This is a genomic window from Aquabacterium sp., assembly GCF_036279655.1.
In the GTDB taxonomy this organism is placed as follows: Bacteria; Pseudomonadota; Gammaproteobacteria; order Burkholderiales; family Burkholderiaceae_C; genus Aquabacterium.
The window spans coordinates 1-20292 of sequence record NZ_DASUIT010000133.1; the positions used below are offsets into that span (position 1 = coordinate 1).

At 67.2% G+C, this 20292-nt stretch carries 13 protein-coding genes; 12 read left to right on the top strand and 1 reads right to left on the bottom strand.

Annotated elements, in window-relative coordinates; all coding sequences use genetic code 11:
- Positions 1 to 28 precede the first annotated feature (28 nt).
- The 7 genes from VFW84_RS14765 to VFW84_RS14795 are packed head-to-tail and all read left to right on the top strand — an operon-like array spanning position 29 to position 12115.
- Positions 29 to 6388, top strand: a complete 6360-nt coding sequence (locus VFW84_RS14765; RefSeq protein WP_329681224.1) for a filamentous hemagglutinin family protein — start codon at positions 29 to 31, stop codon at positions 6386 to 6388.
- Positions 6389 to 6419: 31 nt separating this feature from the next.
- On the top strand, positions 6420 to 8120 hold the full coding sequence (locus tag VFW84_RS14770; protein ID WP_329681225.1) for a DUF2341 domain-containing protein: 1701 nt from the start codon (positions 6420 to 6422) through the stop codon (positions 8118 to 8120).
- Positions 8121 to 8153: 33 nt separating this feature from the next.
- Complete coding sequence (locus VFW84_RS14775) at positions 8154 to 8564, top strand: biopolymer transporter ExbD (RefSeq protein ID WP_329681226.1); 411 nt, start codon at positions 8154 to 8156, stop codon at positions 8562 to 8564.
- 18 nt (positions 8565 to 8582) lie between these two features.
- Positions 8583 to 8981 carry a biopolymer transporter ExbD gene (locus VFW84_RS14780; RefSeq protein WP_329681227.1) on the top strand — a complete coding sequence of 133 codons (399 nt, stop codon included), beginning with the start codon at positions 8583 to 8585 and terminating at the stop codon, positions 8979 to 8981.
- A 3-nt stretch (positions 8982 to 8984) separates the two neighbouring features.
- Positions 8985 to 9665: a hypothetical protein gene (locus tag VFW84_RS14785; protein ID WP_329681228.1), complete on the top strand. Its 681-nt coding sequence runs from the start codon at positions 8985 to 8987 to the stop codon at positions 9663 to 9665.
- A 50-nt stretch (positions 9666 to 9715) separates the two neighbouring features.
- Positions 9716 to 11398: a putative porin gene (locus VFW84_RS14790; protein WP_329681229.1), complete on the top strand. Its 1683-nt coding sequence runs from the start codon at positions 9716 to 9718 to the stop codon at positions 11396 to 11398.
- Positions 11399 to 11425: 27 nt separating this feature from the next.
- Complete coding sequence (locus tag VFW84_RS14795) at positions 11426 to 12115, top strand: hypothetical protein (protein WP_329681230.1); 690 nt, start codon at positions 11426 to 11428, stop codon at positions 12113 to 12115.
- A 15-nt stretch (positions 12116 to 12130) separates the two neighbouring features.
- On the opposite strand, the gene VFW84_RS14800 is transcribed toward VFW84_RS14795, so the two are convergent.
- A complete protein-coding gene (locus VFW84_RS14800; RefSeq protein WP_329681231.1) occupies positions 12131 to 12871 on the bottom strand; it encodes a hypothetical protein in 741 nt (246 codons plus the stop codon).
- A gap of 113 nt (positions 12872 to 12984) precedes the next feature.
- Between VFW84_RS14800 and VFW84_RS14805 the strand changes: the two genes are divergently transcribed.
- From VFW84_RS14805 to VFW84_RS14825, 5 genes are all read left to right on the top strand, one after another.
- On the top strand, positions 12985 to 13314 hold the full coding sequence (locus tag VFW84_RS14805; protein WP_329681232.1) for a DUF1840 family protein: 330 nt from the start codon (positions 12985 to 12987) through the stop codon (positions 13312 to 13314).
- A gap of 47 nt (positions 13315 to 13361) precedes the next feature.
- Positions 13362 to 14030, top strand: coding sequence for a histidine phosphatase family protein (locus VFW84_RS14810; protein WP_329681233.1), 669 nt, complete (start codon positions 13362 to 13364; stop codon positions 14028 to 14030).
- An 81-nt stretch (positions 14031 to 14111) separates the two neighbouring features.
- Entirely contained in the window at positions 14112 to 15335 is a 1224-nt protein-coding gene (locus VFW84_RS14815; RefSeq protein ID WP_329681234.1) for an efflux RND transporter periplasmic adaptor subunit, read from the top strand.
- 12 nt (positions 15336 to 15347) lie between these two features.
- Positions 15348 to 18485 (top strand): efflux RND transporter permease subunit, encoded by a 3138-nt coding sequence (locus VFW84_RS14820; protein WP_329681235.1) that lies wholly within the window; start codon positions 15348 to 15350, stop codon positions 18483 to 18485.
- Positions 18485 to 19933 carry an efflux transporter outer membrane subunit gene (locus tag VFW84_RS14825; protein WP_329681236.1) on the top strand — a complete coding sequence of 483 codons (1449 nt, stop codon included), beginning with the start codon at positions 18485 to 18487 and terminating at the stop codon, positions 19931 to 19933. Before VFW84_RS14820 ends, VFW84_RS14825 begins: the two co-directional genes overlap by 1 nt.
- Positions 19934 to 20292 lie beyond the last annotated feature (359 nt).

Genomic DNA, 20292 nt, shown 5'->3' on the forward strand with positions numbered 1-20292 from the left:
GCAAATCAGTTTGCTGGCCAGCGAGCGCGTGACCTTGCACGAGGGCAGCCTGACCTCGGTGTCTGGCGATGGCCTGACCGTGCCTTACGGGGTGCTCGCACAGGGGCAGACGCAATGGCAGGTCAACGGGGAGCGTGTGGATGCGCTACCCGAGAAGACCCTCTCGGTGCAGGCGCCAGGGCAGTCGGTGCAGTTGCAGGCGGGCTCGACCCTGGACCTCTCTGCGGGGGGGGATCTGGTCGCCTGGGAGTTCGTGTCTGGCCCGGGGGGCAGCAAGGATGTGTTCACCGGCAGTTACGACACACCGGGCAACAACGCCTTCGCCGTCGTGCCGGGTGTGCAGGGCTTTGCGCCGGTGGACGCCGATCTGCTGGCGTCATCGGGCGCGGGCGACCCATCCGCACTGCAGACGGCGCGACAGATCACCTTCGGTGAGGGGGCAGGCGTTCCAGCGGGTACGTACACCATCCTGCCTGCGCGTTATGCCCTCTTGCCCGGGGCCTATCTGTTGCGCCCCAGTACACAGGCATCGCTGGGCGTGGGTCAGAGTCAGGCCTTGCTGGATGGCTCCGTGCTCGTGGGCGCGCGCATCAGCACCCAAGGCACGGCGATCCGTGAGGCGCAGCCACGTACCTTCCAGGTGATGAGCCGGGATCTGGCCAAGCGCTACAGCGATGTTCGCGAGGCGAAGGCCGACAGTTACTTCAGCGCGGTCGCGGCATCGCGAGAGCAGGCCGCACCGCTGGGCACCGCCCAAGGCGGCATCCTGAACCTGGCGGCCAATCGTCTGGCACTGGAGGGGCGCACCCTGTTCAAGAACGGTGGTGAACTCAATATCGCAGCCGATCGCATCCGGGTGAGCCGGGATCCGTCGGGCGAGGTGCCGGACAGTGGCGCCCTGACCCTGTCGGATACCAGCCTGAATGCCGCAGGCGCGGCATCGATCATGCTGGGTGGCCTGCGTGAGGGGCGTGATGAGCAAGGCGTGCGCATGGCGCAGGTGCAGTCCTCATCGGTGTCGCTGGGGGCGGGCACCCAGTTGCGTGGCTCGGATGTGATCCTGGCCGCCAGAGACGAGGTTCGCGTGGCCGATGGGGCTCGCATCGAGACCTCGGGTTCGGTGCGGGCCAGCGATCTGAGCCTGTCGGGCGATGGGGCCCTGGTGCGTGTCAGTGCCGATGAGCGCGTTCAGACCACCCGTCGTGTCACGGAAGCGGACCCGATCACACGCCAGCGTGGGGCGCTGCAGGTCGGCGACGAGGCGGTGCTGGAGGGCGGGGCCCTGACGGTGGAGGCCACGCAGCGCACGACCATCTCGGGTGCAGCCTCCCTGAGGGCGCAGGCGCTGACCGTGGGGGCAGGCCGTGTGGCCGTGGGCGACAGTGCAGCACAGGTGGTGGCGGAGCGAGGTGATGACGGCACGCTGGTGGTGACCCCTGAGCTGGCCACCCGCCTGAGCCAGGCCAGAGACCTGACCTTGCGCAGCTATGACGGTGTGGACATGGTGGGCCGGGCTGAGCTGGGCAGTGCCAGCCAGGCCCGGCTCACCCTGGACACGCAGGCGATCCGTGTGCTGTCGGGGGCGGATGCCGCGCCTGGGGTGGCCACGATCACGGCGGGCAGTGTGACCTTGCGCAACACGACAGGCTTGACGGCTGATGCCCAGACCGAGACCGTGGCGGGCAGTCAACTGACGGTTCTGGCCCTGGGCCAGGCTGGCACGGACGGCCATGTGCGGGTGGGGCAGGGCACCGTGGCGCTCTCCGGTGCCGAGGTCAACCGGGTTCAGGCGGCGGGCAGCATCATCGTGGACAGCACCCGATCGGTCGCGGTGGTCGATCAGGGCACGGCCTTGCAGCCCCTGTGGGTCACTGTGAGCACGCCCGTGCCCTCGGTGTTGGACAGCGCGGGAGATCTGACCCTCCAGGCACGTTCCTTGACCACGGTGACCGGTCGCCAGGGTGAGATCCGGGCTGCCGGACGCTTGCGTGTCGAGTCATCGGCCGACAGCGGTGGGGCCCCGGTCGATCCCGGGGTGGGTGGCATCCTGACCCTGAATGCGCAGACGATCGAGCAGGCGGGCACCATCGCCCTGTCTTCAGGGGCCCTGACGCTGCAAGTACGGGGTCAGGAGGGCAGCGATGCCATCCACTTCCAGGCGGGGTCGCGGACCCAACTGTCAGGCATCAGCAAGGTGTTCGATGGCGTCACCGTGGCCACCTCCGGTGGTGATCTGCGTGCCACGGCTCAGGCGGGTCACATCCGTGTGGGGGCGGGGGCCGAGATCGACGTGTCTGCCGGTGCGGGGGACCGCAGTGCCCAGGCCGGGAGCGTGACCCTGGCGGCCCCGGGCGGGGCCGTGATCATCGAGGATGGCGCACAACTCAAGGCCCTGTCTCGTGAGGGGCAGGGGGGTGGTCGCTTGAGCATCGACAGCCGTGACGGCCTGCCGGACCTGAGTCTCTTGTCGCGCACCCTGGCGGCGCATGCCAGCCAGACCGTCGGCAACTTTGCACGCGAGCTGACGCTGCGTCAGCGGGTGGGTGATCTGACGCTGGACACCCAGTTGCGTGCCGAACGCATCCAGGTGGTCAACGATGGGGGCCGTCTGCACGTGCAGGGTCAACTGGATGCCCATGGGGCGCAAGGTGGCGAGATCACCTTGGCCGCCCGGGGCGATCTGGTGCTGGCGCAAGGCAGCGGGCTGGAGGTGCAGGCCACTCAGGCCGGTGAGCAAGGCGGTCGTGTGACGCTGGCATCGTCCGAAGGCAGCCTGCGGCTCCAGGCAGCGTCGACGCTGAACCTGTCCGGCGGGGCGGGTGCTCAGGGCGGTACGCTGGACCTGCGAGCGCTGCGCACCGATGACCAACAGGACGTGAAGGTGGATCCGATCCAGGCCACGATCCAGGGCGCAGACCGCATCACGGTCGAAGGGGTGCAGGTCTACGAGGATCGAGCCGCCATCGACGCCGGTTTTGTCCGCCAGGCCGTGGCCGATGCCGATGCCTTCACCGGTGTCGAGGGCGCCCAGGCGCAGCGCATCTCGGCACGACTGGCTGGCGCCGATGCAGCACTGGCTCAGCGCCTGGCCGTGCGCGCCGGGGTGGAGGCCCGCAGCCAGGGCGACATGACCGTGACCGGAGACATGCCCACGGGCTGGAACCTCACGCGCTTCAATGGGGCGGGTGTGAAGATCGACCCTGCAGGGCAGCCCGTGAACCTGACCCTGCGGGCGGGGGGGGATCTGCATGTCACCCGCAGCCTGAGCAGCGGCTTTGCAGGGACCACGGGCACCAATCGCACCTTGGCCACGACCCAGGCGGGGGCCTCTGCCAACACCCCGGCGGGTGTGATCCAGGCGGGTGAGGGGGCGAATCTCACATTGATCGGTGGGGCGGATCTGAGTTCGGCCGATGTGATGGCCGTCGGTCCATCGACGGCGGGCGGCAGCGTCATCCTGGGACAGGCGTCCGGCGATGTGCTGGTTCGCACCACGACGGGAGACATCGACATCGCGGCTGCACGGGATGTGCAGTGGCTCAATGACCGGGCGGTGGTCTACACCACGGGCCGGGCGGCCAGCGATGAGCAGGTCGGCAACCGCTTTGCTGCGCTGGAGGCGAAGACCGTCGCGCAGCGGGCGGCCTTGTACGTGTCCTCCAGCACCCCGGTGCAGAACATCTTCCTGACCGATGCGGGCCGGGTGCACGTTCAGGCAGGCCATGATGTGTTTTCATCATCGACGGCGGCGCCGCAGTTCGGCACCGAGTGGCGCTTCACGAACGGGGACCTCAGCAAGTCGCAATTCACCTGGTGGAGCCGTTACGACCGGTTCCAGCAAGGCCTGGCCAGCTTTGGTGGCGGGGATGTGTTGGTGCAGGCGGGGGGCTCGGTGCGCGACCTCGGTGTGACATCGGCCAGCAGCGGCTACTTCCTTCGTGGAGATGCCACGCCGGTGGTGTTTGAAGGGGGACGCGTAGCCATCGAGGCCCAGGGCGACATCGCCGGGGTCTATGCCCACGCCGGAGGCGACCGTCTGGACATGCGGGCCGGGCAAGACATGCGAGCCAGCGAGCAGAGGCTGGCGCCTCAGGTGCAGTACCAGGACACGGCGGTGCGTATCGATGCACGCCAGCACCTCACGCTGGGGGCGGTGACCGAGGTGGGCGCCGTGAGCCGTGCCGCCACGCCCCTGGTTCTGGGCCTGGCACCGCATGCCAGCGCCGTGATCGGGTCGGCAGGGGGCTCTGTGACACTGAGCTCGCTCAAGCCCAACAGTCAGCGTTTGAACGATACGCGCGATCTCCATGTGCTGGACCTGCTGCCCATGAGCACGCGTGTGTCGTCGCCCATGGGCGATGTGACGGTGAACAGCCTGTACCAACGCTCGGCCCTGGGGGCTGACTTGGCCTTGTTGGCCCACGGTGATCTGTCGGTGGCCACACTGGGTGTGCGTGCGCTGGACGTGTCATCGCCCGGGCCCATGGTGGCCTCGCCCAATGATCTCGCCAGTCTGGTCCAGGTGTTTGGCAATCCTTCCAACGGGCTGCCCTACACGCTGGAGGTCGGCTCGCGTGAGCCCGTGCGTCTGGTGTCGACGCAGGGCTCGGTATCGATCACCGAGCAGGCCAACATCGCCAATCCCGTGCGCATCCTGGCCGATCAGGATGTCAGCATCCGCAAGTTGCGCGTTCAGCATCAAGGGGAACAAGAGCTCAGTCTGGTGCGCGCCGGGCGTGATGTCCTCATCGGGCCCGGTGGCGATTCCTACGAAGACGTGAAGGTGGACGGCCCCGGTGATCTGATCGTGTCGGCGGGGCGTCACGTGCGTCTCAATGGTCGTGACGCCGGCGTGGGGGGCATCGGTGCCATGGGCAACCGCGAGAACCCGCTGCTAAGCGATGGCAGCGCCCGCGTGACCGTGCTGGCCGGTGTGGATCTGGCCCAGGGCGCTGACTATGGGCGTGCCGCTGAGGCCTATTACCACCTGCTGGGCGGCACGGGTGTGGCGGCCTTCGCCGGTGACCTGTGGGCCACCTTGCAGGCCGTGCGGCAGGGGCAGACGCCCCCCAAGCTGGGCAGCGACATGGCCAGCACCTTCGACACCCAGGCGGCCGACCAGAAGCTGGAACAGGTCCGCAGTCTGTTGGGTGATGCGCTGTACCAGCAGGTGGTGCTGGACCATGTGCGCCATGTGCGCGCAGACCCCTCCGTCACGCTGAGCGAGGCCTTGCAGGCGGTCCCTGAGCTCACGGCACAGGACAAGTCATGGGTGGCCGCGCAAGCCTTGGCCCGTGCCTGGGCTGACACCCTGAGCCCGTCCCAGAAAATGGCGCAGGCGCTGGCCATGGCCGAGAAGGCCGTCAGCCCCCACCGTCAGGCCCTGGTGGACTTTGTCCAGGCCCGTTCGCCGCAGGCCGCCGCTCCCACGGTGGCCCAGGCCGTCGAGGCTTTTGGGGCCCTGGCGCGCGAGCAGCAAGCCCTGTTCATCAACCAGGTGCTGAGCACAGACGTGCGTGATGCCGGGCGGGCTGCAGCCGCTTTGACGGGGGCCGAGCGTGAACTGGCCTATGTGGCAGGCGAGCGGGCCATTGAAACCGTGTTCCCTGGCAGCAAATCGCAGGCCGATCTGACCATGCCGCTGAGCCAGATCAAGACCTTGCAAGGCAGCCCCATCACCGTGATGGCCCCGCATGGCGGTGCCGAGGTGGGGCCGCTGAGTGCCAGCGCTGATGTCGCCGTCAAGCTGGGCATGGTCACCACGGCGGGCGGTGGCATCACGGGCCTGGTGCGCGACAACGTGGCAGTCAACCAGTCGCGCATCTTCACCGTGGCCGAAGGTGACATCCTGTTGTGGTCGTCCCAAGGCAACATCGATGCAGGTCGTGGCGCCAAGACCGTGACGGGCTCGCCACCGCCCGTGCTGGTTGTCAGGGACGGCAAGCTGGTGGTGGACACCTCCGGCTCCTTCTCGGGCAGCGGCATCGCGGTGCTTGACCCGGACAGCGCCCTGGATCTCTATGCCCCCAGGGGCGAGATCAATGCGGGTGATGCAGGGATCTCGTCGGCGGGCAAGCTCACCTTGGGGGCCACCCGCATCGTGGGCGCCGACAACATTGCCGCCGGTGGGCCGTCCGTCGGGGTGCCTGCCGCACCCGTGGTCGGCAATGCCGCCACCAACGTCGGTTCGCTGGGCCAGGCGGCCACCAGTGCCGGCGCGCCAACCGAAGACGGCGATGCGCGCAAGAAGAAGGGCCGTCGCTCCGTCCTGCTGGAACTGCTGGGCTTTGGCAGCGAAACCCGAGACAAGAGCAAGGCCTGTCGTGAAGGTGTCACAGGAAACAGCGATTGTTCTGGGCTTGACGATGACGCGAGGGATCGCCCCTGATCCCCGCCCCCTACCAAGATCTTTGACGACCATGCGCAAATTGATGCAGGCTCTGGCCTCGGCGACGCTGTTGTTCGCCCTGGCCCCGCAAACCGCCCAGGCCTGGTGGAACGCCGACTGGACCCAACGCACCCGTGTGACCCTGAACACCACGGCCCAGGGCGTCGAGACCCGGGAGGCTCTGCCCGGCATGGTCGTGCCTGTGCGATTGCACTCGGGCAACTTCGACTTCCTGGCGGCCAAGCCCGATGGCAGTGATCTGCGGGTCATCTCGGGCGACGACAAGACCCCGTTGAAGTTCTGGGTGGAGCGTTTTGATGGCAGCAATGAGCTGGCCTTGATCTGGGTGCAGTTGCCCAGCGTGTTGCCGGGCACCGACAAGAACGAGCTCATGGTCTACGCCGGCAATGAGGCCGCAGCGGCCGAGGCCAGCAACGCGGCCCTGTTCGATGCCAGCACGGCCCTGGCCATCCACTTCTCGGAAAAAGAGGGCCAGGCCCAGGACAGCACCGGACGGTTCAAGTCGGATGCGGCCGTCGCCCGTGATGCCAACGGCCTGATGGCCTCGGCGGCACGGCTGGACGGTCAGCCCCTGGTCTGGCGCGGCGTGGCACCTGCCAGTGCGTCGCTGGCCGGGCCCTGGAGCGCATCCCTGTGGGTCAAACCTGCATCGGCCACCGGCACCTTGCTCCAGCAGGGGCCGGTGCGCTTGTCGCTGCAGGAGGGCCAGCTTCAGGCCACGGTCGGTGCCGTACAGGCCGCTGGAGGGGCGGTGCCCGTGGGTGCCTGGGCGCATCTCACCGCCACCTTGGGCGCCGGCAAGCTCACGCTCTACATCAATGGTGCACAGGCCGCACAGGTCGATGTGCCTGCCAGCGCCGAGGTGCTGGGCCCCGACGTGGTGGTGGGTGAAGGCCTGCAGGGCCTGGTGGACGAAGTGCAGATCCATGGCAGCCTGCGCAGCGCCGACTGGGCCAAGCTGACGCATGCCGCGCAAAGCGCCGATGCCAAACTGGTCCTGGCCAAGGGTGAGACCGCCGAGTCCGCCGCCGAAGGGGAGGGCGGCGAGCCAGGCTACATGGGCATCCTGGTGTCCAACCTGACGGTCGATGCCTGGGTGGTGATTGGCATCCTCGCAGTGATGTTCCTCATCGCCGCGTGGGTCATGTACAGCAAGACGGTGCTGGTCGGTCGCATGGACAAGGCCAACCGGAGCTTTCTGCAGCACTTCCGCCAAAGCAAGAGCGTCATGACCGTGCAGGGCAGCTTTGACCAGTCGCCACTGGCGCGGCTGTATGGCGCGGGGCTGCGTGAACTGCAGCGTCGCGATGTGGGGCAGGAGGGCGCACCGCCCTTGTCCGGCGCCTCGCTGGATGCCGTCAAGGCCGCCATCGATGCCGACCTGGTGCGTGAGAACCAGCAGCTCAATTCGGGCATCGTCTTGCTGACCATCGCCATCTCGGGCGGCCCCTTCCTGGGCCTGCTGGGCACGGTGGTCGGCGTCATGATCACCTTCGCGGCCATCGCGGCGGCGGGGGATGTGAACGTGAACGCAATTGCTCCCGGCATTGCCGCCGCCTTGCTGGCCACGGTCGCCGGCCTGGCCGTGGCCATTCCCGCACTGTTTGGCTACAACTACCTGACCTCGCGCATCAAGAACATCTCGGCGGACATGCAGATCTTCGTGGACGAGTTCGTCACGCGCGTGGCCGAAGTCCACGGAGCCCGCTGATGTGTTCGTTCACACGGGCGACAGGAGGGCGCCATGTCTGCTGATGTCAAGGACGACAACCAGCCGTATGACGACATCAACATCACGCCGATGCTCGATCTGGCCTATGTGCTGCTGGTGACCTTCATCATCATGACGACGGCGTCCGTGCAGGGGGTCAAGGTGACATCCCCTGTCACGCAGGCCGCCAACAACCTGGCCAAGCCGCAGACGCGGGGCATCACCATCACCGAGCAGGGGCAGGTCTACCTCGACGCCTACCCGGTCAGCATGGACGAGCTCAAGACCTCGCTGGCCCAGTACAAGGCGGCCAACCCCAATCTGCCCGTGGTGCTCAAGGCCGACGCTGCGGCTCAGTACGACAAGGTGATGGAGGTGCTGAACGTGGCCAAGAGCCTGGACATCACCGAGATCGGCTTGGTCACCAAACGGGCTCAGCCCTGAGGCCGCGAGGACATCGCCATGCAAGTACAGAGCGAAAAACCTTACGACACCATCAATGTCACACCCATGCTGGACCTGGCCTACGTGCTGCTGGTCGTGTTCATCCTGATGACCACGGCCTCGGTGCAGGGCTTGAGCGTGAGCATGCCCAAGCCGAGCAACAAACCCAGCACCGAGCAGCACGACATCCGCATCGTGCAGGTGCTGCCCGATGGCAGCCTGCTGATCAATGGGGTGGGCGTCAGCCTGGTCGAACTGGAATCCACCTTGAATCAGGGCAAGGCCGCCGACCCCAAGATGACGGTGGCCATCAAGGGCGATGCCCGCGCCCACTACGCCAAGGTGGTGTCGGTGATCGACCTGTGCAACAAGCTGGAGGTCAACATGGCCCTGGTCACCACACGCATCGGGACCTGAACCATGGAGCGCAGCAACTGGAAGCCCGCGCTGGTGGTGCTCAGTCTGGCCCTGCTCCTGGGGGCCCTGATCTGGTGGGGCCTGAGCCAGGGCGGCAAGGGCGGTGCACCCAAGCGGCAGACGGCCAAGGTGTCCCTCTTGCCTGATGCCCCGCCACCTCCACCACCCAAGGAGGAGCCCAAGAAGGAGCCCCCCAAGGAAGAGCCCAAGGAGACCGTACAGATCAACCGCCCTCAGCCCACGCCCGATGTGGCCCCACCGAGCCAGCAGCTCAAGATGGAGGGCCCTGCGGGCGAAGGGCCGGGCCTGGGCCAGGCGGGGGTGCCCACCCGCGAAGGCATCCCGGGCAGTGGCGTTGCGGGGGGCGCCAGTGCGCCGGTGGCGCCCGCGAACCGCCAGGCCCACCGCATGTTCGCCAACAGCCTGCGCAGCCGCCTGCAGGTCGAGCTGGAAAAGGAGTTGGGCAGCTCCGACATCCCCCGCGTGCGCATGAGCCTGTCGGTCTGGACGGCGCCGTCTGGCGCGGTTCAGCGCTATGAACTCTCAGGCCTCACGCGGCCGGAGTTCGAGCGCGACGTGCGTGCCGCGCTGGACCGCGCCACCGCGTCCTTGCGACTGAGCGCACCGGCCGACATGCCCCAGCCCATCAGCCTGGACATGTCGGTCCTGCCCCAGGGCGGCTGATCTCCATCCCTTTCATGACACGTCTGAACCGCCATCACATCATGGTTGCCTTGAACACTTCCTTCCCTGCGCGCCTTGGCGTGCTGGCGCTCGCCTGTGCCTCGGCGCTGGCGCAGGCGCAAGCCACCAGCGAGGAGCGCGCGCAGCTCGAACAACTGCGCAGCACCACGCTGGGCCTGATCCAGACCCTGATCGATTCCGGCCTGATGAGCAAGGAGAAGGCCGATGCCCTGCTCGACAAGGCGCGTGCCTCCTCATCCCGCCTGGCCCCGGCGGCCGAGCCCGCCGATGCCGGCGCCGCGTCGCCCGAAGGGACTCGCCGCAACGTGATCCGCGTGCCCTATGTGCCCGAATCCACGAAGAACGAAATGCGCGAGGACATCAAGCGCGAGGTGCTGCAGCAGGCGCGCACCGAGCGCTGGGGCGAGCCCGGCGCACTGCCCTCTTGGCTCAACCGCATCGCCATCGACGGCGATGTCCGGGTGCGCCTGCAGCACGAGGACTGGGCCGATGACAATGCCGATCCGCTGGTGTTCTATTCGCAGACCGCGTCGCCCTCGTGGGCACCGGATCTGACCAACACCACGCAGGACCGAGACCGCATGAGCTTGCGGGCACGGCTGGGCCTGAGCGCCGACCTGAAGTTCGGCTTCAAGGCGGGCCTGCGCCTGAGCACGGGCAATGCCGGGCCGGTCTCCACCTCGCAGACCCTGGGCGGCAGCGACGGCCATTTCGGCAAATACAGTGTGCTGCTCGACCGCGCCTGGGTGCAATGGCAGGCCTACAAGCCGGACCTGACCGTGAGCGCAGGGCGCATGGCCAACCCCTTTGCCGGGGGCGATCTGGCCTGGCCTGATGATTTGAACTTCGACGGGGTGGCGGCCAGCTACCGCCACCCGATGGGCGGGGCACACCAGCTCTACGCCACGGCGGGGGCCTTCCCGCTGCAGGAGTTCGACACCTCCAGCCAGGACAAGTGGCTCTATGGCATGCAGGTCGGCGGGCAGTGGCAACTGACGCCTGCCAGCTCGCTGAGCCTGGGGCTGGCCTTGTACGACTTCAAGGGCGTGGAGGGGCACTTCGACGGCACCAACCCCATCCCTTCTGGCAGCGCAGCCACGGCCAGCGGCTACCTGGCTTCGCAGTATCCCAAGTCCGTGCGCCAGAAGGGCAACACGCTCATCCGCATGAACCCCGGCACGGATCTCAGCGACGGCAAGGTGGTGAGCCCGGCCTGGGGGTTGGCGTCCAAGTTCCGTCCCATCTCCCTGAGCCTGGCCTATCAGAGCAACGAGATGGAATCGGCGGCCTTCAAGGCCACGCTGGATTTCATCAAGAACTCGGGCTTTGACCGAGCCGACATCGGCCGACGTGCGGGCGTGCCGTCCTTGGCCCTGGAAGAAAAGACCTCGGGCCTGCAAGCCCGCCTGCAACTGGGCAGCCCCAAGCAGGAACTGCGTGGCGACTGGATGGTCTACCTGGCCTGGCGCCGCCTGGAGCGCGACGCCTGGCTGGACGCCTTCACCGACACGACCTGGCATCTGGGTGGCACCAACTATGCGGGCTGGAGCCTGGGTGGCCTCTACTACGTCGGCCCTCGCACCTCCCTGGGTTTGCGTGTGACCAGCACCCGCAATCTGGACGATGGTGCGCTGATCGACGACACCCCCAATGTCAGCAGCGCCCCGCTCAAGATCGATGTGATCCAGATGGAAGTCAACTCGCGCTTCTGAGCGTGCCCTCAAGGCAAGGAGATGTTCATGACGACCCACCCGATCCGCTGTGTGATCGCTGTCCTGATGGCCTGGCTCGTGATGTCGGGCACCGCGTGGGCGCAAGGGGCTGAAGGTGCCAAGGGGAACCGTGAGCGCGAGGCCCTGAGGCGCGTGCAGCAGTCATTGCGTGAGGCGCAGGCCGAGCAGGCCACCCTGCAGCAGGACAAGACCCAGCTCACGGCCGAGAAGGATCGGCTGCTCCAGGAAAAGCGCACCCTGGATGAGACCTTGCAGCGGACGGCCGCACGCGCCGGATCCGCCGCCGCTCAAGCCCGGGCCGCGCAGCAGCGCGCGGAGCAAGTGGAGGCCGAGCTGGCATCCGCCCGCCAGGCCCTGGCCGCCATGACGGCACAGAACGAGGAACACGCCCGCCAACTGGCGGACGCTCGTCAGACCTTGGGGACGGTGCGCACCCTGCTGGAGCGCAGCACGCAGGATCAGAAGATGCTGCAGGCACGCAATGAGCAGCTGTATGCCCTGGGCGTGTCCGTGGTTGAGCTCTACCGCAGCCGCTCGCCTGCCGACACCCTGGCACGGCAGGAGCCCCTGCTGGGGTTTGGGCGTGTGACGCTGGAGAATGTCGCCGAGCTCTGGCTGGATCGCCTGGAAGCGGCGCGCTGGTCCCAGCCGACGGATCCGGCCACGCAGCAGACGGCCGTGACCCGCGTGCCTTGAAGCGGTGTCGCGGCGTTACGGGGCCGTCGGCGGGCTCAGGCGGAGCGTGCTGAGGATGGCATCGAGATCGCTGAGGGTCGTGTCCACATAGCCGGGCAGGTCCACCGTGCCGCACATGGCTTGAAGCATCACGCGGTCGCCGAGGCGTGTCGCGGTGCCTGGTGCCAGATCGGCCAGGATGAGCCTGACCATGCTCACGGGCTGAACCGGGCCGGGTTGGGTCTCCCAGTGCATGCGCACCGTGAGCTGCCAGGCGGGCAAGCCTGCCAGCGTGGTGGGGGTGCTGGACACCACCTTGACCGACTCGGCCGCGAGCCAGGGGTTCAGATGGAGGGCGCGTCCTCGGGACATCTGCTGCCAGGGTTGGGGGTGCAGCATCTCCCGTGCCTGTGACTGGGTCAGATCCAGAGCGAGCGCCCGCAGATCCCGCGACCATGCCGCCGAGGTGGGGTGCAAGCGGGTCCGGTTCACGCCGCAGCCGCCGCTGTGGCGTGCCTCCTGGGTGGACTGAAAGGCCAGCAGGGGCTCTGTGGACACGCCCTGGCGGGCCAAGTGCGCCGTCAGACGGTCGTTCGTGTGAGCCTGCTCCACCATGCTCTGGGTGGCGTCTTCGAAGTCGGTGGGCAGCATCACCGACAGGCCACCTTGTCGCAATGGCGTGGGGGCTGTGGCACATCCAGCCAGGGCCGATGCCATCAGCGCACAGGCAGGCCCGCGCAGGCGCAAGGTGATGGATCGACAGTCCCTGGAGGTCATGGTGTTCTTGATGGAAAGCGCAACAGCCGGCAGATTGTAGGCAATGCCCCTGTGGCGATGCATGTCAGGCCGTCTTGGCAGGTCAGGCGCACAATGGGCCTCAGGAGAACACCATGCCTGTCATTTTCAAATCCAAAGCCACCGGCGATCTGTGGATGGTCTCGGCGCACGCTCAGGCGCTGCTGGACGGCTTGAACAAGCGTGGCGATGCCGCTGGGATCCTGCGGGTCGAGGAGATGGCCGCGGCCCTCGCCACCTTGAAGGCCCTGCCGGATGAGCCTGCCCGTGATCCGGACCTTGACCCGGATGACGAAGGTGTCCATGAGCCGCGCCACCCCGATCCCGAGCAAGACGGCGTCAGCCTGCGCAAGCGCGCCTGGCCCCTGATTCGCATGATCGAGCAATCCCTGGCGGCCAACGAGCCCATCGTCTGGGGCGTCTGACGGGGTGGTGGGCTGACAAGCCCATGGCTTTGAGGCATCATGCTGCAATGCAGCAAGACTTGACCCGCCTGGTGGTGATCCGCCATGGTGAAACCGCCTGGAACCGCGACAGCCGCATCCAGGGTCATACCGACATTCCCCTGAACGAGCGGGGCCACTGGCAGGCCCAGCGCGCGGGTCTGGCCCTGCGCGAGGAAGGGGTGGTGGCGGTTCACAGCAGCGATCTGCTGCGCGCTTCCCACACCGCACAAGCCATCGCGCAGGCCTGCGGGGTGCCGCTGGCACTGCATGCCGATTTGCGTGAGCGGCATTTCGGGCGCTTCGAAGGCCTGACCCACGACGAGATCGTCAGCCAGTGGCCCGATGAGGGACGCCGCTGGCGCGAGCGTGATCCCACCTACGGCCCGCAAGGGGGGGAGACCCTGCAGGCCTTCTATGACCGGTGTCTGCAAGCCCTGATCCGCCTGGCACGTCAGCACCCGGGTGAGACCGTGGCCCTGGTGGCCCATGGTGGCGTGCTCGATTGCTTTTACCGCGCAGCCACCCGGGTCGAGCTGGATGTGCCCCGTTCCTGGACGATCGCCAACGCCAGCATCAACCGCCTGATCTTCACGGAAGAGGGCTTGGGCCTGGTCGGTTGGGCCGACACCCGGCACCTGGACGACGAGGGCCTCGACGAAGCCACCGACGGCCAACTTTCTTTACACAGCAAATAGCCTTGCGCCATACAGGGGTGAAGCGATTTTGGGTATATTGCGGTCAATTAGTTGACTAAGCAAGTATTGAAGAGGTGCCCGATGGCTGTTCGTGATGTGAAACGCGATGTGACCGACCGCGCGACCCCCGGTGTGGCGCGCTGGTTGGGCCTGGGTGGCGCAGCCCTGAGCCTGGCATGGCTGGCCGCCTGCAGCGACGGGCAGACGCAGACCGCCGGCAAGGCGCCTCCGCCTGCCGAAGTGGGGGTGGTCACCGTCAAGCTGCAGACCGTGCCCATGGTGGCTGAGTTGCCGGGCCGTCTGGAAGCCTCTCGCGTGGCGCAGGTGCGGGCCCGCGTGGCCGGTGTCGTACACAAGCGGGTGTTCACCGAAGGCAGCGATGTCAAGGCCGGGCAGGTGCTCTATCAGATCGATGCCGGCACCTACCAGGCGGCGCTGGAATCCGCCCGTGCCGCTCAGGCCAAGGCCGAGGCCAATCTGAGCCAGGCCTCGGCCCTGGTCGAGCGCTATCAGCCCCTGCAGGCCGCCAAGGCCATCAGCCCGCAGGAGTTCCTCAATGCCCAGGTGGCGCAACGTCAGGCTCAGGCCGATGTGGCCGCGGCCAAGGCGGCGGTCAAGAACGCGCAGATCAACCTGGGTTACACCACGGTGACCGCACCCATCAGCGGTCGTGTGGGCCGTGCCCTGGTGACCGAAGGGGCTCTGGTGGGCCAGGGCGAGGCGACACCGCTGGCCCTGGTGCAGCAGATCAACCCTTTGTACGTGAACTTCACTCAGCCCGCCAGCGAGGCCCTCAAGCTGCAACGCGCGCTGTCGGCGGGCCAGTTGCGCCAGGCCGCCGGTGGCGCCGCGAGCGTGCGTGTGCTGCTGGACGATGGCAGCGAGTACCCCGTGCGCGGGCGTCTGCTGTTCACGGATCTGTCGGTCGACAGCACCTCTGGCCAGGTGGCCTTGCGTGCCGAGATTCCCAACCCGCAGGCTGCGCTCCTGCCCGGGCTGTATGTGCGCGTGCGCCTGGAACAGGCGCAGGTGGAAGGCGGGGCCTTGGTGCCTCAGCAGTCGGTCACCCGCAGTGCCACGGCGGACACGGTGATGGTGGTTGATGCCCAGGGCAATGTCACGCCGCGCCCCGTCAAGCTCGGCGGCGCGCTGGGCAACCAGTGGGTGGTGCTGTCGGGTCTGAAAGAGGGCGAGCAGGTCATGGCCGACGGCTTTCAGAAGCTGCGTCCCAAGACCCCCGTCAAGGCCGTGCCCTGGCAGCCGCAGGCGCCTCAGGCTGCCGCGTCCACTGCATCCGCACGCTGATCGGGGGTTCGCATGTCTCGATTCTTCATCGATCGGCCCATCTTTGCCTGGGTGATCGCCCTGTTCATCCTCGTGCTGGGGGTGGCGGCGATCAGCAAGTTGCCCGTGGCGCAGTACCCCAATGTGGCGCCGCCCTCCATTGTCATCAGCGCGACCTATCCCGGCGCCTCGGCCAAGACGCTCGATGAAAGCGTCATCAGCGTCATCGAGCTGGAGCTCAATGGCGCGCCGGGTCTGGCTTATCTGGAGTCGGTCAGCCAGGCCAATGGCACGGGCCAGATCACGGTCACCTTTGAGCCCGGCACCAACATCGATCTGGCCCAGGTCGAAGTGCAGAACCGCCTGGCGCGGGCCACACCCCGGCTGCCTTCGGCTGTCACGCAGCAAGGCGTGAGGGTCGACAAGGCACGCAACAACTTCCTGATGTTCGTGATGCTGTCGTCCAAGGACCCGGCCTACGACCCCATCGCGCTGGGGGATTACGCCTCGCGCAACCTCGTGCCCGAGTTGCAGCGTGTGGGGGGCATCGGCCAGGCGCAGTTGTTCGGCACCGAGCGCGCCATGCGCGTGTGGCTGGATCCGGCCAAACTGATCTCCTACAACCTGTCGGCGGCCGAGGTCAATGCCGCCATCCGGGCGCAGAACGCCCTGGTGCCTGCCGGTGCCCTGGGGGATCGACCCAATCTGTCGGACCAGACCATGTCGGCCACCGTGGTGGTGTCGGGCCAACTGGCCAGTGTGGAGCAGTTCGGCAACATCGCCCTGCGCAGCAAGAGCGATGGCTCGGTGGTGCGCCTCAGGGACGTGGCACGCATCGAGCTGGGTGCGCAGACCTATGGCACCTATGCGCGTCTCAATGGCAAGAACGCCGTGGGCATCGGTCTGCAACTCTCCCCCACGGCCAATGCCATGGCCACGGCCACGGCGGTCAAGGAACGCCTGGAAGAGCTCAAGCGCTACTTCCCCGCCGGCATGGACTATGCCGTGCCGTATGACACCTCGGGCTTCGTCAAGCTGTCCATCCAGCAGGTGGTGCAGACGCTGATCGAAGCCATGCTGCTGGTGTTCCTGGTGATGTATGTGTTCCTGCAGAACTGGCGCTACACCCTGATTCCGGCCCTCGTGGTGCCGGTGGCCCTGATGGGCACCTTCGGGGTGATGCTGGTGGCGGGCTTCTCGATCAATGTGCTGACCATGTTCGGTCTGGTGCTGGCCATCGGCATCCTGGTGGACGACGCCATCGTGGTGGTCGAGAACGTCGAGCGCCTGATGGCCACCGAGGGGCTCTCGCCCCTGGAGGCCACGCGCAAGGCCATGGACCAGATCACGGGGGCCGTCATCGGCATCACCGTGGTGCTGGTGTCGGTCTTCCTGCCCATGGCTTTCTTCAGTGGCTCGGTGGGCAACATCTATCGCCAGTTCTCGCTGTCGATGGCCGTGTCCATCGTGTTCTCGGCCTTCCTGGCCCTGAGCTTCACGCCGGCCTTGTGCGCCACCTTGCTCAAGCCGGTGGCCGACGGTCACCATGGCCGCAAGGGCTTCTTTGGCTGGTTCAACCGCGGGTTCGATGCGGTGACCCATGGCTACGAGCGCTGGACGCACAACTTCGTGCGCCGAGGCGCGCGCATGGTCATCATCTATCTGGTGCTCCTGGGGGCGGTGGGCTGGCTCTATGCGCGTCTGCCCTCGGCCTTCCTGCCCAATGAGGATCAGGGCAACCTGATCGTCAACATCCAGCTGCCGCCGGGTGCCACCTCCAACCGCACCGAAGAGGTCGTGTCCCAGGTCGAACAGTACTTCCTCAAGCAGCCCGAGGTGCAGTCCATCGTGGGTGTGGTGGGCTTCAGCTTCTCGGGGACCGGGCAGAACGCTGCGTTGGGCTTTGTGACGCTCAAGGACTGGAGCGAGCGCAAGGGGCCTGAGCACGAGGCGCAGGCCGTGGCCGGCCGTGCCTTCATGGCGCTGTCCAGGGTGCGTGACGCCTTCATCTTCCCGCTCAACCCGCCCGCGATCCGCGAGCTGGGCAATGCCACCGGCTTTGCCCTGCGTCTGCAGGACCGCGCCGGCCTGGGTCATGAGGCCTTGCTGGCCGCACGCAACCAGATGCTGGGCATGGCGATGCAGAGCAAGGTGGTGACGGGCTTGCGCCCCGATGGCCTGGAAGACGCACCGCAACTGCAGGTCGAGATCGACCGCGAGAAGGCGCAGGCCCTGGGCGTGGGCATGGAGGCCATCAGCTCGACCCTGTCGACCACGCTGGGCTCCAGCTACATCAACGACTTCCCCAACCAGGGGCGATTGCAGCGTGTCGTGGTCCAGGCCGATGCACCCAGCCGCGCGCGGCCCGAGGACATCCTGAGCCTGAACGTGGTCAACAGTTCGGGCCAGAGCGTGCCGCTGTCGGCCTTTGCCACCACCCGCTGGATCACCGGCCAGATGCAGGCGGTGCGCTACAACGGCTATCCCGCCATGCGCATCGCGGGTGATGCCGCCCCGGGCTTCAGCACGGGCCAGGCCATGGCCGAGATGGAAAAGCTCGCCGCGCAACTGCCGGCCGGCATCGGCGTGGAGTGGACGGGCCTGTCGCGTGAGGAAAAGCTCTCGGGCTCGCAAGCCACCGTGCTGCTGGCCTTCTCGCTGCTGGCCGTCTTCCTGTGTCTGGCGGCCCTGTACGAGAGCTGGGCCATCCCGCTGTCGGTGCTGCTGGTGGTGCCCCTGGGCATCCTGGGCTCGCTGACGGGGGTGACCTTGCGCGGCATGAACAACGACATCTTCTTCAAGGTGGGCCTGATCACCATCATGGGCCTGTCGGCCAAGAACGCCATCCTGATCGTGGAGTTCGCCAAGGAGCTGCATGACCAGGGCAAGGGCCTGATTGCCTCGACACTGGAGGCGGCACGCCTGCGCTTCCGCCCGATCGTGATGACCTCGATGGCCTTCATTCTGGGGGTGGTGCCCTTGTACATCGCCTCCGGTGCCAGCTCCGGTGCGCAGCGCGCCATCGGCACCGGCGTGATGAGCGGCATGATCGCGGCCACGGTGCTGGCGGTGTTCTTCGTGCCCCTGTTCTTTGTGGTGGTGATGCACCTGGTGTCGCGCTTCAAGCCCAAGGGCTCGGCGGCAAGCGGTGCGACCACGGAGGTGATGTGATGAATCGTGTCCGACTGAGCTTGGTGCTGTCTTCCGGTCTGCTGCTGGGGGGCTGCTCCGTCATTCCCGTGCTCCACAAGCCCGCGCCACCGGTGGCCGAGCAGTGGGGGGCCAGTGGTGTGGTGACGAGTCCGGCCGCCGAGTTGCTGCGCTGGCAGCAGTACTTCCCCGATGAGCGCCTGCAAGGCCTGATCCGTGCATCCCTGGCGCACAACCGCGACCTGCGCGTGGCCATCCTCAACATCGAGCAGGCCCGTGCCCAACTCACGGTGCAGCGTGCGGATCTCTTCCCCACGCTCAATGCCTCGGTCAACGCCACCCGACAGCCATCGAGCAGTGCGCCTTACCAGGTCGGCACCGTGGCCTCGGGCGGGCTGGCCCTGGCCTCCTTCGAGCTGGATCTCTTCGGCCGCGTGCGTGCCTTGAGCGAGGCCGCATCGGCCCAGTTGTTGGGCACGCAGGCGTCCAGCCAGACCACGCAGATCAGCCTGGTGGCATCGGTGGCCAGTGCCTACTACAGCCTGTGGGCTGACCGCTGGCAGCAGGCCCTGGTGGACCAGACCCTGGCCACGCGCGAGGCCTCGCTCAAGCTGCTCAAGCTCAAGTACGACGCAGGGGTGCTCAATGAGCTGGAATGGCGCTCGGCGCAATCCCAGGTTGAAGCAGCGCGCATCAGCCGTGCGCAGGTGCAGCGTCAGTGGCAGCAGGATCTCAATGCCCTGAGCCTCTTGATCGGGCAGCCGGTGGCCGCGTCGATGCTGCCGCCTGTGCCGAGCTGGTCGACGCGTGCGGTGGATGATGTCGATGCCCTGCCGCGTCTGGACCGTGCGGCCTTGTGGCCTGTGCTCAGCGAGGTACCGGTGGGCTTGCCCTCGGAGGTCTTGCTCAAGCGCCCGGACATCATCGCGGCCGAGCAGGCCCTGGTGGCGGCCAATGCCAACATTGGTGCGGCGCGTGCGGCGCGTTTCCCGCGCATCAGCCTGACGGGCAGTGCGGGCGTGGTCAGTGATTCCCTCTCTGGCCTGTTCAGTGATGGGCGCAGCGCCTGGAGCGTGGGCGGTGGCCTGGTGGCACCCTTGCTGGATGCAGGACGCAGCAGCGCCAATGTGACAGCCTCCGAGGTGCGTCGTGATGTGGCTGTGGCTCAGTACGAGAAGGCCATTCAGGTGGCTTTCCGAGAGGTCTCCGATGCCCTGGTGGCGCGCAGCACCTGGGGGGATCAGGTGCAGGCGCAGCAGGCCCAGGCCGATGCCGAGGCAGACCGCCTGAAGCTCTCGGCCTTGCGCTACCGCACGGGGGTGGCCAGTCAACTGGATCTGCTCGATGCCCAGCGCAATCTGTTTGCGGCCCAGCAGGCGCTGATCAATGCCGAGCTGGCGCGGCAGCAATCCCACATCGCAGTGTTCAAGGCACTGGGGGGTGGGGTGGAGGCGCCTGCGGCGCCTTGACTTTCCCGGTTTGAGCGCTTTGGCGGGAGAGCGTGGGGCGCGGGCCGAGGGGGTCTCTGGCCGGGCTTCACGGGGGCGGTCCCGCTGCGCGGGACACACCTGTGCTGCTCATGCCGTGGTGGCGTCGGAGAACTCGCTGCACGCCCCGTGGGCGTTTCGCTCAGACAACCCCGACGAGTCAGTTGTTGAAGCGCGCTGTGCGCGCCCACCACGACACTCCGCTGCTCGGCGCCCCCGAGGCGCCCTGCCAGAGACCCCCTCGGCCCTTTGATCGCCCCACTTGGTGGCGGGCGACGAGCCCGTGGCGACATGCCGTCTGTGTTGCGTTGATGGCTGCATGCCTCGTCCCTGGACCTCGG

What these genes read in the sequence shown, in the direction of transcription:
- VFW84_RS14820 (WP_329681235.1), top strand. Translation starts at nt 15,348, where the DNA reads ATGTCTCGATTCTTCATCGATCGGCCCATCTTTGCCTGGGTGATCGCC.
- VFW84_RS14795 (WP_329681230.1), top strand. Translation starts at nt 11,426, where the DNA reads ATGACGACCCACCCGATCCGCTGTGTGATCGCTGTCCTGATGGCCTGG.
- VFW84_RS14775 (WP_329681226.1), top strand. Translation starts at nt 8,154, where the DNA reads ATGTCTGCTGATGTCAAGGACGACAACCAGCCGTATGACGACATCAAC.
- VFW84_RS14780 (WP_329681227.1), top strand. Translation starts at nt 8,583, where the DNA reads ATGCAAGTACAGAGCGAAAAACCTTACGACACCATCAATGTCACACCC.
- VFW84_RS14810 (WP_329681233.1), top strand. Translation starts at nt 13,362, where the DNA reads ATGCAGCAAGACTTGACCCGCCTGGTGGTGATCCGCCATGGTGAAACC.
- VFW84_RS14805 (WP_329681232.1), top strand. Translation starts at nt 12,985, where the DNA reads ATGCCTGTCATTTTCAAATCCAAAGCCACCGGCGATCTGTGGATGGTC.
- VFW84_RS14825 (WP_329681236.1), top strand. Translation starts at nt 18,485, where the DNA reads ATGAATCGTGTCCGACTGAGCTTGGTGCTGTCTTCCGGTCTGCTGCTG.
- VFW84_RS14785 (WP_329681228.1), top strand. Translation starts at nt 8,985, where the DNA reads ATGGAGCGCAGCAACTGGAAGCCCGCGCTGGTGGTGCTCAGTCTGGCC.
- VFW84_RS14800 (WP_329681231.1), bottom strand. Translation starts at nt 12,871, where the DNA reads ATGACCTCCAGGGACTGTCGATCCATCACCTTGCGCCTGCGCGGGCCT.
- VFW84_RS14815 (WP_329681234.1), top strand. Translation starts at nt 14,112, where the DNA reads ATGGCTGTTCGTGATGTGAAACGCGATGTGACCGACCGCGCGACCCCC.
- VFW84_RS14770 (WP_329681225.1), top strand. Translation starts at nt 6,420, where the DNA reads ATGCGCAAATTGATGCAGGCTCTGGCCTCGGCGACGCTGTTGTTCGCC.